This is a genomic window from Spirosoma harenae, from assembly GCF_054776975.1.
The window spans coordinates 1-17305 of the sequence record NZ_BAAHBD010000037.1; the positions used below are offsets into that span (position 1 = coordinate 1).

The 17305-nt window shown below is 46.3% G+C and carries 14 protein-coding genes and 1 pseudogene; 10 read left to right on the forward strand and 5 right to left on the reverse strand.

What is annotated here, in order from left to right; all coding sequences use genetic code 11:
- Positions 1-415 precede the first annotated feature (415 nt).
- Both ACYVE4_RS29860 and ACYVE4_RS29865 read left to right on the forward strand, forming a co-directional pair.
- Positions 416-571 carry a hypothetical protein gene (locus ACYVE4_RS29860; protein WP_461044082.1) on the forward strand — a complete coding sequence of 52 codons (156 nt, stop codon included), beginning with the start codon at positions 416-418 and terminating at the stop codon, positions 569-571.
- 70 nt (positions 572-641) lie between these two features.
- Positions 642-1010: a LytR/AlgR family response regulator transcription factor gene (locus ACYVE4_RS29865; RefSeq protein WP_461044083.1), complete on the forward strand. Its 369-nt coding sequence runs from the start codon at positions 642-644 to the stop codon at positions 1008-1010.
- A gap of 237 nt (positions 1011-1247) precedes the next feature.
- Here ACYVE4_RS29865 and ACYVE4_RS29870 read toward each other — a convergent pair whose 3' ends face one another.
- Entirely contained in the window at positions 1248-2624 is a 1377-nt protein-coding gene (locus ACYVE4_RS29870; protein ID WP_461044084.1) for a hypothetical protein, read from the reverse strand.
- A gap of 1775 nt (positions 2625-4399) precedes the next feature.
- Between ACYVE4_RS29870 and ACYVE4_RS29875 the strand changes: the two genes are divergently transcribed.
- Positions 4400-5299 (forward strand): bestrophin family protein, encoded by a 900-nt coding sequence (locus ACYVE4_RS29875; protein WP_461044085.1) that lies wholly within the window; start codon positions 4400-4402, stop codon positions 5297-5299.
- 385 nt (positions 5300-5684) lie between these two features.
- Here the strand turns inward: ACYVE4_RS29875 and ACYVE4_RS29880 are convergent, their stop codons facing one another.
- The 3 genes from ACYVE4_RS29880 to ACYVE4_RS29890 form a co-directional block, all read right to left on the reverse strand.
- Entirely contained in the window at positions 5685-7748 is a 2064-nt protein-coding gene (locus tag ACYVE4_RS29880) for a tetratricopeptide repeat-containing sensor histidine kinase (RefSeq protein WP_461044086.1), read from the reverse strand.
- A 728-nt stretch (positions 7749-8476) separates the two neighbouring features.
- Positions 8477-8932, reverse strand: coding sequence for a nuclear transport factor 2 family protein (locus ACYVE4_RS29885; protein WP_461044087.1), 456 nt, complete (start codon positions 8930-8932; stop codon positions 8477-8479).
- Positions 8933-9167: 235 nt separating this feature from the next.
- Positions 9168-9389, reverse strand: a complete 222-nt coding sequence (locus tag ACYVE4_RS29890) for a hypothetical protein (RefSeq protein WP_461044088.1) — start codon at positions 9387-9389, stop codon at positions 9168-9170.
- A 661-nt stretch (positions 9390-10050) separates the two neighbouring features.
- Here ACYVE4_RS29890 and ACYVE4_RS29895 point away from each other — a divergent pair.
- The 3 genes and pseudogenes from ACYVE4_RS29895 to ACYVE4_RS29905 all read left to right on the forward strand — a co-directional run bounded on the left by ACYVE4_RS29895 (position 10051) and on the right by ACYVE4_RS29905 (position 12294).
- Positions 10051-11214 (forward strand): annotated as a pseudogene (locus tag ACYVE4_RS29895) (amidohydrolase family protein).
- 202 nt (positions 11215-11416) lie between these two features.
- Entirely contained in the window at positions 11417-11587 is a 171-nt protein-coding gene (locus tag ACYVE4_RS29900; RefSeq protein ID WP_461044089.1) for a hypothetical protein, read from the forward strand.
- Between the two features lie 152 nt (positions 11588-11739).
- Positions 11740-12294 (forward strand): hypothetical protein, encoded by a 555-nt coding sequence (locus ACYVE4_RS29905; RefSeq protein ID WP_461044090.1) that lies wholly within the window; start codon positions 11740-11742, stop codon positions 12292-12294.
- 35 nt (positions 12295-12329) lie between these two features.
- On the opposite strand, the gene ACYVE4_RS29910 is transcribed toward ACYVE4_RS29905, so the two are convergent.
- Positions 12330-12782 (reverse strand): VOC family protein, encoded by a 453-nt coding sequence (locus tag ACYVE4_RS29910; RefSeq protein WP_461044091.1) that lies wholly within the window; start codon positions 12780-12782, stop codon positions 12330-12332.
- A 607-nt stretch (positions 12783-13389) separates the two neighbouring features.
- On the opposite strand from ACYVE4_RS29910, the gene ACYVE4_RS29915 reads away from it, so the two are divergent.
- The 4 genes from ACYVE4_RS29915 (at position 13390) to ACYVE4_RS29930 (ending at position 16808) form a co-directional block, all read left to right on the forward strand.
- Positions 13390-14220, forward strand: a complete 831-nt coding sequence (locus ACYVE4_RS29915) for a helix-turn-helix domain-containing protein (RefSeq protein ID WP_461044092.1) — start codon at positions 13390-13392, stop codon at positions 14218-14220.
- A gap of 72 nt (positions 14221-14292) precedes the next feature.
- Positions 14293-14814 carry an SgcJ/EcaC family oxidoreductase gene (locus tag ACYVE4_RS29920; protein ID WP_461044093.1) on the forward strand — a complete coding sequence of 174 codons (522 nt, stop codon included), beginning with the start codon at positions 14293-14295 and terminating at the stop codon, positions 14812-14814.
- A gap of 582 nt (positions 14815-15396) precedes the next feature.
- Complete coding sequence (locus ACYVE4_RS29925) at positions 15397-16230, forward strand: helix-turn-helix domain-containing protein (protein WP_461044094.1); 834 nt, start codon at positions 15397-15399, stop codon at positions 16228-16230.
- 71 nt (positions 16231-16301) lie between these two features.
- On the forward strand, positions 16302-16808 hold the full coding sequence (locus ACYVE4_RS29930; RefSeq protein WP_461044095.1) for an SgcJ/EcaC family oxidoreductase: 507 nt from the start codon (positions 16302-16304) through the stop codon (positions 16806-16808).
- Positions 16809-17305: the final 497 nt, after the last annotated feature.

The following is a 17305-nucleotide window of genomic DNA, read 5'->3' on the forward strand; positions in this document are numbered from 1 at the left end:
GAGGAGTTCAACGAAATAATGAGCGCCCTTGATGAGTAAGCCCTTTCCCTCAGAACAGGGAATTAACCGGGGAAATAGTAAATTCTATCCCATTTCGGTACACCTGCTTATACACGGGGTTCTTTGTGTAAAGGGGCGGATTTATACGCTAAGAAACGGCTTTTATAGTTTCAATAGTCTATTAGTTAATAGCCACTGCCTTATCAAAAAGGGTGTTCAACAATCGGCCTTAAAAACGGCTATTCTATTTAATTAAGCGGGGTAGATTTGCATATCAGAAAGGAAATCGTATTTGATTGATGTTGAGTTAAAACGTTGATAATCAAGTCTCACCCAACATACAGTTGCTTACCGTATAAATCCGCCCGTTAGGAAGAAATACCCCGTAGTCAAATAGGGTGTTGATCTGGTGAAAATGAATGCAACGCTACTAGAGAAAGTGGAGGAGTTGACTCTCTATAGCATTCAACAGGATAAGACTATTCAAACCCAACAACAAGAGTTACAATCCGTCAAGCAAAAGCAGGCTGAGGTAGAACGACTGCTTCATCAGCTGCTGAAACAGAGATAAGCCGTAGGAAAGAAAAGGGCAAGGTAAATCCATCCGTTTCTTTACACAACTGATCCACAGCTATAGCGTTATGTTTTTCATCACCTATAAACCCGATGAGATCCTTTTTTTGAGCGGTTCGGTCAACTACTCAAACATCCATTATACCAATGGCAAAGTCTTGTTGGTTTACCATACTCTCGTTAGGATTCAGCAACAGCACCTGCCCGATTTTCTCCGCATTAGCAAATCCTTGCTGGTCAACCCCAGGTATGTAGTGGGCTGGCAACGAAGTGAGTACACCAGGGGGAGGGTGACACTGAGCAGTGGGCATACCATGCCCATCTCCCGACGCAGGCTAAGTCGAGTGGGTAACTTCTTAAAAGGGTATCGAGTCAATCCAGCGCAGCACGTCACTCATCCATTAATCCCCGCGCCTGCTGTTCGTCTAGTGCCGTGAAAAACACTATTCCGGTGAAGAAAAAAACCCGCGCCAGCGCGTACGCATGAAATCTGAACGTTCTTTTATAAACAAGACTGCTTGGCGAAGTATCGGGTAGAAAGTGAAGACCGTTTAGGCTGACGAACAGGCTTTTTTTCTTGCCTATCTTCGGGTATGGAAATCACACCGGCCCTGTTTATCTATTTTGACTTTGCAGTGGCTATCTCTACTTATAAAAAATTAGTTGGAGAAGGCTTACCGCAACCCAACTAACGAACGATAAATCGGATTGTCAATCAACGCAGCCGCAACATGAGCCTCCCCTTCAGCCGACCAATGCCCATCGCAGGGAACATAAAACGTTTGTAAGGTCTGCTTAGAAGCCAAAAAGGTCGGTGCTAACGGAATAAACAAAGCACCTTGCTGCTGGCAAAAGTTAGCCAGCAAAGGATCGAGTCGATTCACTTTTCCACGCTTCAGTGCCTTCAGATCCCACAACGTTGGAATGGAAAGAAGGAGCACCTTTTTTCCTCTGGCCTCCTGGATCAATTTGGTTAATGAGTAGCTTACATACTGCCACTCGAGTTCACTGAATTGCTCGTATTTAGTGAAGCTGCCTTCGCGATAGGCCTTCGTATTCAGGGCATCTACTACTCGAATAATACTGGAGTGAGTCAGAAAGTCAGCTTTCAGCTTGCTGCCAAAGGGTAAGCTAGCGTAGACCGAATCGACCACCTTCAGCAGCGACGCTTGAGTATGATTGCCGTGAAGAATTGATTGGTCAACGTTGGCTAGGCTATACCGCAGGGTATAGTGAGGATAGACACCCTGCCAATAGGGAATATATTGCGGCCAGTCCACCTGTTGGTACGCCTGGTGCGTAGAATAAATCTCAAAATCGTTGGCCGCTAAGAAGCCCACAATCACTACATCGGCACCATAGGCTTTAGCAATCGTTTTATAGGTTAAGTAATAATGGATTGGCCCTGAACTGTAGACGGCGAAATTGAGGTGCTCCAGGCCCGTTTGCTGCTCTAGCAGATTCGATAGCCGCTTAGGATTATTAACCATATAGCCCTCTAGAAACGAATCACCCAGGAAAGCAATCCGCTTTTTGGCTGGGTCAGGGTTGTCTACGTCTCGTTGCTTGTCATTTGAGCCGGCTGAATTATAGGTCCATCGAATTGAGTCGCCCAGACAGTTCGTAAAGCAAAAGGAGCCGTTGGGCACGTGGGAGCGTCCGGTTACCGGATGGAGGTCCCCTGCCGGATAGGGCTTCAGATTACAAATTCCTGGAAAGATATAGAACCGCCTAAAGGCCAGGGGTGCACTGGTGATCAGGTTCAGCCCGATTACCAGATGGCCTATTGCTTCCAGCAGGCCAAGAAAGAAAATACTTGAAAGCACAGAAAGAGCCAGGTTCTGGACCATTTTTACTGGAACCGTCAAGGCCAAAATGAGCAGCCATCCAACCAGGGCCAGCCTGAGGAACAGGGCCACTAGGTTATTATAGGCAACGTTGGCCAATAAGCCATCGTTGTTGCCCCAAAAATGGTCGTAGATGTAACAAATCAGCCATACACCAAGGAGTAAACTAAGTAAGCCACCGCCGAACTTTATTATTCTACGCATATTTCCGGTAAACTAGGTACTATTTAGGCTAAGACCAGGCTTGAAAACCCGTTCGACAATGCTAAATCGCCAAGCAAAAACAGCAGCGATAAACTGTGGATAAATACATCCTATTAGTCAATGGATACCGGGTCGAGATGCTATCCAAACGATCGAATGCGTCAACGATTAATCAGGTTTTCTTGCTGTTTGCGAGAGCCGGTTTATTGACTGGCAGCCATTGGTCAAAGCTACGCTGTAAGGCAATGAGGGATACTGCCTGCATTTTCAGTATTGGGACTATTTCATACAGTTTTGGGACAATTTAGTTCTCACTTGGCCTTTCAGTACGCATTCGGGCGGGGTAAGAGGACAAGTAGCCCTCACGCTAGGGTGAGCCAGCTGCGATAGTTTACCCTGATGAGTAGGATTGGCATGTCCAATTGGTTCTGCCAGCAAATAGGTATCGTATTATTTTGTTGCTTGCTATGCGAATACGCCCAGGCTGCCGATACGTGATTGGGGATGGGGGTGAAACGTTGGCCAGGCTGAGAACACCATTTTTGGTTACTTCTGGCTGGCGGCTTGAGTCTACATAAGATAATCGAACCCAAAAACAGGAGAATCCCCTGCCAGCACTGACAGGGGATTTTGTTGCCTGATCGACCCATTGGATCAGCATCATTTTGCCCAGCGAAAGTGCCTATTGTAGGGATAGATCACTCATTTTTGAGCCGCCCATATGCTACAATTGGCACTGGTTGATGTTTTGACAAAGCTGTAATAAATAGAATGTAAGGGCTGGCCACCACAACTAGTGGCAACCGTTATCAACAACCGCGGATACTTGGCGATTAAGCTATCGGGCACGGTGAATTTATCCGGGGCAAGCATATCGATCTTCAAGTCACCCAGGGTAAAGCCTGATGCTTTGGTCGTATCTTTCAAAGCATAAATACTCCAGTCAAAGCTGTGGGCAGGGCTGCCGTAGTCTGAGGCTGTAAACGTAAGGCCATTGCCTGAGTAACAAGCCGGATCTACCGTCACTTGATGCGGATACGTACAGGCCCCTGCGGCATCCCTGTCGTTTTGGCCCGTTGAACAGGAAATCGAGAGCAGCAGGGTAGCGATTAGCTAGCTGGGGGTTAGGGCTAGTGGTTTCATATGGAGCAAGTTGGTTGAGATGAGGTTTGCCCTAAAGACTACTGCTGGCTGGAAAAGGGTGGCTATTAATGAGTTTATAATCTGGTGGAGCGAAAAGCTGGTAAAACTGAAAGGCATGCGCAATCTGAATTCTTAGCTATACAACGCCGAATGGCCGATGAACCAGTAGTACTTATCCAGGCATTATACCACGCAATGGGATGAACTACTAGAAGGGACATAAACGAAATCCACTACATACAGTGACTCAGAAAGAACGGCTCAGGTCTTGACAAGAAATGACTAGTTAAGTAAAGCGCTCCATCTTTTGCCGAAAACTGTATGCTACGGATTGAGCCACGGGGGTCGGTCGGAATGCCGCAATTCCGCCTGTGCGTGCCCACTGGCCAGATCGTAAACTACCAGACAGCCACTGAATAGCATCATCGCTCCAATGTAAGACGGAAGAGGCTCACTATATTGTTTTAAGTTGGGTCGTGCAATCGCCACAATCGATATCGGTAACGGCTATAAGAATACCTCTTCTTAAATCCAACCCAGACCCGTGGACTGCATTCAAGCTCAAGACAAACTCCTCCCCTAAAAACAATCCCAAAGCCACTCCCGTTACCTGAAAAAACAGCTCTTCTGCTATGTTACTCGATAAAGGAATAACGGTTGCCTATATCTTTAATAAAATTAAGTTCGACTTAGTGTATATCCTTGTCGTGGGCTTAATCACGAATTTGCTAGCCACCTACGCCCGCCACTATTTCCCCGAGATGCCCCTGACCATTCCGGTCTTTTTGGGGACAGCTATCTCCATCCTGCTCTCCTTCAAAATGAACCAATCTTATGATCGATGGTGGGAGGCTCGTAAAGTTTGGGGGGCGATCGTCAATGACTCCCGAAGCTTTGTGCTGCAGCTTCAAGCCTTTCTGGATCCCCACCAGACTACCTCAACTAGTCTTCACAAGCTGGCTTATCGACAGATTGCCTGGTGCTATTGCCTGGGCCAATCGCTTCGGGGCCTTGATCCGCTAGCGGGTATCGACCAGCTGATCTCAGAGGCTGATAAGGCGAAGCTCCTCGAGCATACCAACAAGCCTTTGGCTTTATTGCAACAACACGCTACCGACATCCGTGAGTTACGCTTAACCAATCAGCTGGATGTGTTCAGACATGTCCAGCTCGACAATACGCTGGTGCGCTTGTGTGATTCGATGGGCAAAGCCGAACGCATCAATTCCACGGTATTTCCTTCGACTTACCGGCATTTCCTGCACTTTATCATTTACCTGTTTGTGGTTACCCTGTCGATTGCCCTCAACAATGTGGAGATCATTTTTGAGCTGCCCCTGCTGCTGCTGATTTCGGCGGGCTTTTTGCTGATTGAAAAGAGTGCCTACCATTTGCAGGACCCCTTCCGCAACCGCCCCAGTGATGTGTCCGTCACGGCCATCGCCCGAACCATCGATATCAACATTCGCCAACTTTTGGGCGAAACGGATGTACCTCAACCGGTGCAGCCTAATGACTTTTACCTCTTATGAGTTGGCTTGTTTATTTGCCTACCCCCTGAAGCGTTATGGTTCAACCTCCCGCTACCGATTGAGTTTAACAGTTAGGAAACTATCCAATTATTGTCGCAAATAAACTATTATCAAAATAACGCTAGTTTTTTCCGCCACCCGCAACAACGAATCGGCCCGATCCTAGTTGGAATTTATGCACTAGTTAGACGCCTCACCCTACGTAGACCATTTACACAAAATGTTTCAGTTTGCGTAGGGACTTGAACATAGGTCGTTAGCCAAGCAAGCGACTGGTGTTTGAGGGCGGTTATTCCAGCATAAGGTGACCAGCTTAGAAACAGGGACTCTCGGCATTAAGGTATAAGAAATTTCATTGATATCGAAAGCAGATGTAACCTGTACTTTATCCGGTAATGGCGGTTGTTAACACTAATCGGGTACCCCACTCGGGAGCCGATTGAACATCAAGCGATCCTCCCATAGCTTCGGCTCGCTGCTTCATGCTGGCCTGACCGGTTCGGTTACTCAACCGGGCTGGATCAAAGCCCCGGCCATTGTCCTCAATCAATACTACAAGCATAGTTGCTTTAAGAGTCAACTGAACCGTGGCCTGCGTGGCCTGAGAATGTTTGACTAAATTATTGATGGCCTCTTTGCCAATTAGATACAAACTTCGCCGGACCTCCATGGAGATAGGTACGTCTGCCAAAGCAGGATCTACCTGAAAGCTGAATCGTATATCCTTCGACTCCATCAGCGGTTGGGCGTACTCCTGAAGACGAAGGGCGATCCGTTGTAAGGAGTCATTTCCCGGATTAATTGTCCAAATAATTTCATCCAAAGACTCCAGAATCTGGCGGGCATCGGTATTGATTTTTTCAATAGCCCGCTCAACGGCTTCGGGTCTTTTTTGCGCAATAAGCCTGGTGACAACCCCACTCAGTAGCGATATGCTACTGAGTGTACTGCCCATTTCATCGTGCAAATCGTAGGCAATTTGCTTTCGTAAGGTCTGGGCATCCTGAAGCCGCCGGAGCCGGGAGCGGTTGAGCAACCAGGCCGCTGTGGCTGCCGCCAACAGCAGCAGCAAAACGGCCGCCACAATGGTCACATTACGCTGAATACGTTGCTGTTGAGCGATTTGAAGGTGTAGCTGTTTTTGGTTGATTAACAGCTTTATCTGACTCTGTTGCTGGCTAATTTGGTTTAAAAAACGGCTCGCCGTCGCTTTCCGGGTAATATCTTCGTTGTTCAGGCTATCCCGGTAGGTGTAGTAGAGGCCCTGGTATTGATAGGCTCGATCAAATTCTTTTTGGGCAGCGTATACCTTGGCTAACGTCTGGTAGGCATCCCGGATGTATTCTTTCTTATGCGTTGCTTGGGCAAGTTTGAGACTATGACCTCCATAATACCGCGCACTATCCAACTTTCCTGTGTGCAAATAAGCCAGGCTCAGGGTAGTGGCTATATCGGTTTCCCACCAATTATTCTGATCGTTGTGCGCTTTAGCCAACCCACGTATACCGTGCGCAATTGCTAGCCCATAACGTCCCTGAGCCTGATAGATAGCCGCCAGTTGATTGTCAAAAATAGTGTTAGTGGTCATGGGGTAATCCCGTTTGCGCACGGCCAAGGCCTGCTCAAACGTTCTTAAGGCTAGAGAGTACTGTCCCAGCAGCCGGTACAGGTTGCCCATTGCCGACAAAATGTAATAGTGAAATTCATTGTTCGACTTGCCCCAAAGTTGCTTGTTGAGGGTTAAGGCTTTTTGCAGATAAGTTAGGGCCGCCTTATAGTCCCTGAGCAAGAGGTAATTCTTCCCCATGGATCGTAACGGGAATAATTCGCATTCACGGCACCCAGCTTGCCGAGCCGTTTGTAATGCCTGCATATTCCAAAAAAAGGCAGCCGCATAATTTTCGGCGACCAGCTCGTAGTCTTGAGCAATCATAGTTTGGCATTGACTAATCAGCTTGTCATCCTGCAATGTCTGGGCAATAACCAAGGCCCGGCGGTCGTAGGTGAGCGCCTGTTTTTTTTCCATGCCACTCATCCGCTTAGAGGCTGCAAGCTGCGTTAATAACCTGACTGTCAAGCGTTTGTTATTAGATTGCTGGGCCAACAAAATAGCCTTATCCAGCATCGCCTGCCCCTTTTTAGCCTCCACCTGTTTAGTAGGATTATTACGGTTTGTGGCGTACAAAATCGTTCCGGCGGTAAATAGTGCCTGAGCCTCTCCGGCCTTGTATTCCAGTTTCTGCGCTAACAGCAGCGCCTGATGAGCGATTGAATCATAGCGGGCAATGGGTAAACCCCACTCATTGGTTAGATCAATCAGACGATTGACCCGGAATGTGTCTGACTGGGGGTGTTTTTTCAGCAGGGCGAACAGGCTATCTGTGCGCTGGGACTGGGCGAAAGCACTCGTCGTTAATCCAATCAAACTGATCAGTAGTAGTTTCTTCATAAATGAGTTATGTGATCGGCTTAGGTGTTTAAGCTCATAAACCGACGAAGGATATCGGTCAGGTTCTAACTAAAGGCCAGAGTGGTATAGACCATTCGTAAGCCTAAGCCGTAAGTAAGCTTGATGGCCTTTTTTCGACTATATGCAGTAAGGAATTAGCGCGGTTATAGTCGGGCATACCCGGCAAGTGTCATTCAGGACCCATCGTATGTAAAGCTATTCCATAGTTAGGTATCTTAATGGTGAGATTTTTAGAAAAACCACGACTCAATCAAGCGTATTAGGCACCTGGGTTCATACATGAGTAATTGGCTAAGTAGCCAATTGATCAGTCCAAGAACAACCCGGTAGCGTTGCTTCTTTTTGAACTTAAGCGTCAATATCTTAACTAGTACGGAATTATCCTACAATTAAACATGAGTTTAGGGATCGATCATTTGTTTCTTTCTTACCAAGCAATTGATTGATGGTTGGCCGCCTAAAGGCTAACTATATACGTTAAGGTTCAGCCGGGATGCATAGTCTAAGAATCAGTCGAGACCTGCTGAACAGGTTCCCCTATTTTTACCGTATAGAGATTCATTACGGCTTTCCTGTTTAACTATAAAACACGTTATTCGCGCTAATTGAATCGTATTCATGAACGTCCTCTATAGGCTTTTTCTCAATAAACCCTCTTAATGAGATGAAGTGGCTTTGTCTCCCCTTTATAACCCTATTCTAGTAGCCTATGGTGTGCAAATGATCGAGGCATGCCGGCCAATCTGCTTCCACTGCCCATGTTTCTTCATCCATACATTGGTAAACCGGCGTTTGGTTGGTTGACCGGCCTTGGCTTCCTGCAGGTCATGTTTGGCCACAAACAACTCGTAGCCCATGGTGATGACCAGATTCTCCTGGACTTGCATCGGTTCAATAACGCGCTCAAAGGAGCTGTAGTCAATCAATCCCTGCTTTTGGTTTTTAAACACGGCCGCTCGATTGAGGGCGATGGTATTGCGGGGGGTAGTGACCATAAATTCAGGCGCCCAAATCTGAGCCAGTAAGCTGGTGTCGGCGGTTAAAATACCTTTAACCCCGATCTGCTCTAAGTCGTTGATGGTTTTTTGGATGTCGGCTGTAGACTGAGCATGAGTGACTACAGTTGTCAGCAGAAACCCATAAAGCAGTAAGTATCTACGCATGGATGGTAGTAATTTTGAGCGGAATTCGGTTAAGCTGAAACCTGTTCATGCCTTCATATTCTTAAATATGGGTGATGGAGTAGCAGATACTGAAATTGGCTTAGTAAACGGTAAAACATAGGTTACCGCTGTTATATTCAAGGACGACACGTCAGGCAACCTACTCCTGTATTGTTAATCTCAGAAATCGCTCTTTATGGAAGCGCATGAAAGCCAAAACAATTATTCTGAAGACCTACACATCCAGCAAGCCTCGTTCACTGTATACGTTCTCTTCTTTTAACAACGCTTCGACCTGCTTGTCAAGTTTGGGTAAGTACAAGGCCTGAATATAGACCACATCCACTGGGTTAAAGGAAACCCCACCGGCTAACTCGTAGCCACTTGACAACCGATCAACCACTTGGGCTTCGAGCAATTCAAGGGTCTCGGCGGATTCAACGACGTATAACTTCATATCAATGCGAATTTGGTCAGTACGCTGGCGATCCTAAAGGCTGCCATGTGTATACTACTAATTCCTGGACCTATTAGTTTTTCGATTGCCAAGTAGTCCCATCTTTATAAGCCTTTATCTACCCTTCTGCCTACCGTGACCATCGGCTTCAAGATCTCAATATACCCTCCCAAAAGGGAGACGAAGAAACGTTCATCAATAAGCTGCCCTTGAGATGACAAAGTGCTCATGAATCCGCTCATTAATTTGGGCGATTCGAGAGACATTGCCGTAACGGCACTTTCTGTATCAACATTCTCTCGTTTACCAATCAAACAGTTTCCACTGATTGGGTGTCAATAGCTAGACAGGCACTAACTAGGCGCAATGGATGAGAGGCCTGTTTAACTGACTTTCTCCAATCGCCAGCTTGTTTAATCATTGACTTGATATGAAACCACTTTTTGCCTGCTTTCTGCTGATTTTAGCCCCATTCAAGACTGTCGCTCAGACTATTCCCCGAAAAGTCTTCATCATTAAAGACGTGAATATCATTGCGATGACTTCACCCAATAAAGTAGTCTACCAAGCTACGATCGTCATCAATAATGGGTACATTGAATCAATAAACGGGGCCATGCCTAAACAGGCTCAGATCATCGATGGAACGGGCAAATGGTTGATGCCCGGACTCATCGATATACATGTGCACCCACCAACCGATTTTTCTTTGCATCCCGGTAGGCCCACCCAGCCCCCTAGCTTTACCTTCAATACTCAGGACCTGATGACGCCCTTTATTGCTAATGGCGTAACGACAATCGTTAACCTAAATGCCAATATAGAAGCCTTTTGTCAACGAAAGGAAGTTCAGAAAGGCTATGTGACAGGACCCCGTATGGCCATGGCTGCGCTGATTAATGGGGGGGTGGGGCCTGGCCGAAGGGCAAATACGGCAGAAGAGGGGCGTCAAGCCGTTCAAGATGCCAAAAATGAGGGCTACGAATTGATTAAACTCTACTCTCAACTGAGCACCGAAACGTTTCTCGCCATCATCGATGAAGCGGCTAAACTGGGCTTAAAGACCGTCGGCCATATCCCCAATGCCTTTCAAGGCAAACTCGAGCAAGCCTTTGTCCCCCACTTTGACATGGTAGCCCATGCCGAAGAATTTTCAAAGCACGCCCAGGATTTTAGTGCGCAGGAGGCTGAGCGATTTGCCCGGCTGGCCAAGCAAAACGGCACCTGGTTGTCGCCAACCTTAGTCGCCATGGTTCGTATCGCCGAGCAGGTCCGTTCGCTGGATCGTTTAATTGCCCTGCCTACGCTTCAGTACGTGCATCCGCTGCTACAAAGCAAATGGGTAACGGCTAATAATTACAACAAGAACGCTAGCCCGGTACGAACCGCTTATTTTGATAAGCTGGTCAAGTTTCATTTCCAATTAGTGCGCGCCTTCCAGGCAACGGGTGTGCCAATCGTTGCCGGAACGGATGCTGGGGTTTCCGGGGTGGTATGGGGGTTTTCATTGCATGATGAATTAGAACTATAGACCCAAGCTGGCTTGACACCGGAAGAAGTGCTAGCTTCCGCTACTCGGCTACCGGCGACTTGGCTGGGGATGGAGGGCGAAGTGGGCACTATAGAGGTGGGGAAATTGGCTGATCTGGTTTTACTGGATGCCAATCCGCTGGAGACCATCACGAATACGCGAAAGATTTCAGGTGTTTTCGTCAATGGTGAGTGGTTAGCGGGGGCGAAACTAAAGGTGATGCTCGCTGAACTGGCGAACCGGAATCTTGCCTCGAAAGGTCAATACAATTGGCAGCAGCTAATGGGCAAATAAAGCCTTAGTTATCCAAGTAGCGTCAGCCCATTATTCCTAACTATCTGCTGAATAATCTCAAAATACCCTCCCACTTGAGACGAAGAGGGTATTACTCTTTATGGCTTGGGGATAGAAAAAGCGTAATATTGGTTAAATGATAATCTCGGCATATATTTAAGTATCGATACAAGTTTCGTTGACCAACTTAACCCAATACCTGATGTCAAAACTTCCCTGGGCAAAATACCTCTTCAGTATGTTGGGGGTAGCCATCGTCATCACTTTAGTGGCCAAGTATATCACCAGTACTCCGCTTTTCTTAATTCCGCTGGCACTGGGACTGTATTGGCTTTTTGTCCGTGGCTTTACTAGAATAAAGGGCTATCAGTAAGCAGCATTAGTAGAAAGAAATTTCATAAAAAAGGCTCCTCCGTGAGACGTAAGGACGCCCATGCATCTGCTTAATTAATGGGGCCTTTCATGGAACAGTATTTAGCCTGTTGTTTTGCGTTTTGCTTATCATACAACAGATTGTAGTCCGTCATGAACGAACAAGATGTCCTCCATCGGCTTGCTACCCTGGAGCAAACCAATAAACGGTTAGGCCAGTGGCTCAAGGGCTTGTCAGTTACCTGGTTGATCACACTACCTTTCTTAATTACCGCTTGGACTTTACCCAAGGCTACCCCAGTAACAGCGCCCACTGATTCGCTACGCCTGAATAAGCTCGTCATTGTGGACCCACAAAACCGGGAACGGATTGTCATAGCCGCTCCCCTTCCCGATCCAATCGTGAAGGGTAAAGTGGCGCATCGTCGAGATAGGGTTACGGCAGGCATTCAATTTAAAGACCCAAATGGAACCGAACGAGGGGGTATCGCTGCCTTAGCGGATAGCTCATTCGTCGTTGGTATTGATGACGAAAGTGGTGGGGAGCGAGCTCATCTGTATTATTTGCCCAAACGAGGTTCGGGTGTTCATCTTCAAGGGGAAAAAGAGACGGAAACGGTGTCGCTATTAGTTCCTGTAAAGGGAGCCAATCCCAAATTGGAAATGACTGACCAGACCGGCAGAAAGACCCTGCTGATTCCTAACTAAAAATAATTCTCAAAACTTTATAGTCCATCCACTGCTCATTTCGTACCGAGTGGTTCTGCCAGCCCGATAAGAAGTCCTTCGGGGCCGCGCAGGTAGCAAAGCCGATACGCGTTCTCATACTGGACTACTTCGCCGACCAACTGCGCGTCGAACTTACGGAGCCGGGCGAGCGTTTGGTCCAGGTTTTCCACGGCGAACATGACCCGTAAGTAGCCCAGAGCGTTTACAGGCGCATTGCGATGATCAGCGACTGTTGGCGGGGTAAGGAACCGGGAGAGCTCGAGCCGACTGTGGCCATCGGGAGTGACCATCATAGCGATTTCAACGCGTTGGGGGCCTAGTCCGGTGACGCGTCCGGCCCATTCACCTTCGACCATGCCTCGGCCTTCGAGGGTCAGTCCAAGCTCAATGAAAAAAGAGACGACTTCATCGAGAGATTCGACGACGATGCCGATATTATCCATGCGGAGTACTTTACTTGTTGCCATACCGTATGAGTGGCCAAAACGACCGTTCTAATTACTATACCGCATCAAAGTTACTACCGCTTTAGGCGAAGAGGCCTATGCAGAATGCGGCAGACTAGGGGGCTATTGCGACATTTTTCTGGCAAGGCGAGTCAACCAACTGCCTTTGACTCAATACTCCTTCATTAAGCCAAAGGCATTTGGCTCGAAAAAGAACACGACTTGATAGTTTTCTCAAAATATCCTCCCTAAAATGACACGCAGGAATGTTCATACATCTGCTCCATAAATAGGGGCGTTTTTTAGCAACGCATAAAATCGTCCCTATCTGCTGCCACATGTGGTTAAAAAACCTAAATTTAGTCTGTCAGGTAACCATATAAGTGATTTTACTACAGAAATGACTTACCTTGAGATAGAGACACATTCAACCTATTTCTACCACGTAGAGTCCATAAAAACTTGCTCATTAATTAGTTATACAATTTTTATTTCCTAACGCTGGGGTTATTTTAGTGATTATAGACCTCAAATCAATGCGCTTTGGGGTTCCCCAACTGCTGTAGTTTGCGCTTGAGCTGGTCTTCATGGCGCTTGAGGCTGCTTCGTAAAATTTAATACGTTAATCATGATCAATCGAATTTACCCTCCACATCCCGCTCTGTCCGGCTTGATAAAGGGTTATCAAATTGTGCATGTACAGACCCTAGCCGGATTGCCATTACGATCCTATCCTTTTCCACCCCATGCGGTGCAGAACCTCTCGTTCTATCCACGCGATTCAGTCGATATATTTTATCACAAAACCGGACAGATTAGTACGGCCCCTGCTTGTATTGGTGTGGGTGCCCAGATTTCGCGCGTTGATTTGACGATGGGACGAGATCACCTGATCGTTGCTACATTTTTTGAGACGGGGGGCTTACATCGGCTGTTGGGTATTCCCATGACTGAATTCTTTGATTTCTCACTAGACCTTTCTTTACTCTGGAGTACCCAAATCCGAGAAGTGGCCCAACAACTTCGGGAAACGGCAAATTATGACCGGATGCAGCAAATCGTCGAAGCCTTTTTGTTACGCCAATTTCAGAAAAAGCAGCTAGCAACGCATCCAATTGATAAGGCGTTCCAATTGCTGTCGGAACCAAACCGGTTGGTTTCACTGGATTATCTGGCTGACCAGGCTTGCCTAAGCTTTAGGCAGTTCGAACGGAAATGCCACGAACGAGTAGGGCTTAGTCCCCACATGTTTCGACGCCTGGCGCGCTTTAGTAAGGCTTTCCGCCTGAAAGAGCAACGCCCCGACCTGGACTGGCTCCAGGTTGCGCTGCAGCATAACTACTATGACCTTCAGCACATGCGTCGGGATTTTAAAGAATTTGCGGGCACTACCCCTACCTTACTGTTGGAAGAGGAAACCCGTTCACAATTACATGCTTACAGTTCTCACAGTTTTTAAAAGATTGTCGTTTTTTTACCCCTATTCTGGCGGGGAGGCTCTGTAGTTTTGGCCTAACAAAATGAATCGATCATGAAAACAATGATTTTTCTGGGCTGCACAGCAATGCTATTCAACATCTGCCTTGGCCAACCGCAACCTGCCGTAACGAAACAGGAGCAGGCAGCGATCCAACAGGTTATTAAGCAACAAGAAATTGCCTGGAACAAGCACGATTGGAAACGTTTCAGCAATCATTTTACGGATGAAGGAACGTTAATAAACGGTGTAGGCCAGTTGTGGAAAGGGAAAAATGAAATCTTTAGGAATCTTACACAACTCAGCGATTGCTGCCTATCTGCCACTTCTTTGACGTTCGAAGTCAAACGTGTCAGATTTATTACAGCCGATATAGCGGTCGTTTATATTGAAGAAACCTTATTGACCGATAAGGATTATAGTATTCCTTTTCATCAGTATAAAAAAGGGGATAAAGAATATAAAGTGCTAACGGATGTTTTTGTAAAAACGAACAATGACTGGAAGCTTACAGCGATGCAAGTAACGATGATAAATCAACTAATATCCCCTCATCGTACATCTGAAAAGCATTGACCAATAAAGCGTAGGATATAATACTATCGGATGGGCATTTAATTTGAATTTTGTCAACGGCCCGGCAACATCCTACGTCTGTAAAACTACTAGATAGTCGTCTCTTTAAACGCCCGTGGCTGTTGCACAAATATTTCAAGATAAGGTTTTGTCTGAAATCTGCTTCCTAATAGGCCCAGTAATCAGTAGTAAGGCCAAAAAGACCCGTTAAAGTATCTTTAATGTCTGGCAGTTGGCAACTGGAGTTGTGCAACAGCCACGCCCCTTTCATAGGACGAAGCATCAATCATGTTTCATGGATTGGCCTGGTGTTTCACTATCCGGGCGTTTGGCAGGATGGATTGTATACGGATGCACCCGTATTCTTTCCTATATTTAACATTCCTAAGCATAGTAATTGAACCATATATAGACTACCGGTGCACAACTCTGCGGAATAGGATAAGTGTTTATATCGTCAACTAGGCAATCTGGAAAACACGCACAGTTCGCATTGTAAAAGGAGAGTGCCTCGATCAGCACGTGGCAGGTCGTGCTGGCAGATACTTATCGTTACTGATACGCATACAAGGATATCTCATTATGATTGATAAACAAGTATTCTTCGTGCCTCATCCGGCAATTAGCCATGTCGTCAATAATATCATGATTGGTCATGCACTGACCGATGATGGCAAAACTAGTTTATCCTTTCCCTTTCCGCCCTTACCTGAACATTCTATCTTATTTTATCCCTTTGACAGACCAAGAGTAGAAGACATCCTGACAAAACAAGTTCGATCACTTTATGCCTGTACGATCAGTGGACCTCAAACCGAACGTCATATTCTCTCCATTGGGCCTAATCACCTCATGATAAAGATCGGGCTTCAACCCGGAACGCTCTATCGGTTACTGCGACAATCGATGCAGGAAATGATCCAAATAGACTATGATGGTGAAATCGTGTTTGGAAGCGCCGTTACGTCTGTTTTGGACGCCTTAAGGAATACCACCGAGTTCACGGAGATGAAAAAGTTGGCTGATGAATTTATGTTCACCCTACTTTCCAAAATTAGACAGCCTATTTCGATCGATTACGTTATCCCTGAACTAATCAAGTACGGGGGCACCCTCAAGATTGATGAGCTTGTCAAAAAAGCCTGCATGAGCAACCGCCAGTTTGAACGAGCGTTTAAAGACAGAATGGGGGTTTCGCCTAAATTCTATAGTCGGTTGGTTCGATTTGGGAAGGCGTGGTTGCTCAAGGAAACGAATCCTCAACTTACCTGGACACAGGTAGCTTACGAATGCCATTATTTCGACCAGATGCACTTGATCCGAGATTTTAAAGTATTTGCCAATACGAATCCCAAAGACATCTCTGATGCGTTCGAAAAGCAGTCCTTCTTAGCTGTGAAAGGCATATTTCACTAAGGTGAAAATGTCGTATTTGTACTAGTCAGCGAGCAGCCTACAGAGCTAGTTTTGTCCTAAAAACAACTCGTATGAAACAGACCTTCTTCGCTTGTGTATTCGCTTTTCTGACAACGGCGGTGGTAGCCCAAAGCCACGAAAAAGATGAAATGGCCATTAGGCGTATCATTCAACACCAACAGACTGCCTGGAATAAGCATGATTGGGAAGCATTGAGCAGTTATTTTACGGAGGATGGAACCTTGATCAATTTTGTCGGTGAAATGTGGAAAAGCAAACAAGAAATTCGTTCCCATTTCAAGTTGCTGGGTCCATGCTGCTTAGAGCCAACCTCCTTGCGATTTGAGGTTAAACAAGTGCGGTTTCTAAGCTCTAGTGTAGTCCTTGTCTACACGGAAGAAACCCTTTTTGCTGACAAAGACTATAGTGTACCCTTTCGCCAATACAAAAAAGGCGACACCGATTATAAATGGAGAGTTGATGTTTTTGAAAAGAGAAACGATGAATGGAAGATCGTCTCGATGCAGATGACCCTGATCAATCAACTAATCTCACCGCATAAATCCTCTGATAAATAATGCTATAAGCAAACACAGTTAGAGTTGTATAACAGTCACTTTCCTTTCACGAAACATTTGTAATGTATGTTATAATTAGATGCCCTTCGGGGCATTTATTTTACCCATCTTGTTCTACTCTGTACGTTTGTTTGTGTTGTGGCGAATTGGGACGTATTCTCATTAAACTGTTAGGTTCGCTGCTGAGACAAAACCCAGATTCATGGCTGGCCTTTGTCGCTAAAAACTAAGACCTTTCAATAGGTAGCGGGGCGAGCTATTCTTTAAACTAGGTGTAGGCCTATCGATGCGATACAGACCCCGCTACCTGTTGAATGCAGAACAGGGAACTTATAGGAATTGAGGCACCAGGCCTACTATCACACCGGGCCGCCCTTTAGGTTTGAGGGCTGACGATATACATTTTAGCAAGCTGTGTTTTTGTCCGACAAAAACCTGCCTATTGTCTGAATGGTCTAGCCTCCGAAGTTGGCTATTAGTAAGAAAGCAACACTAGT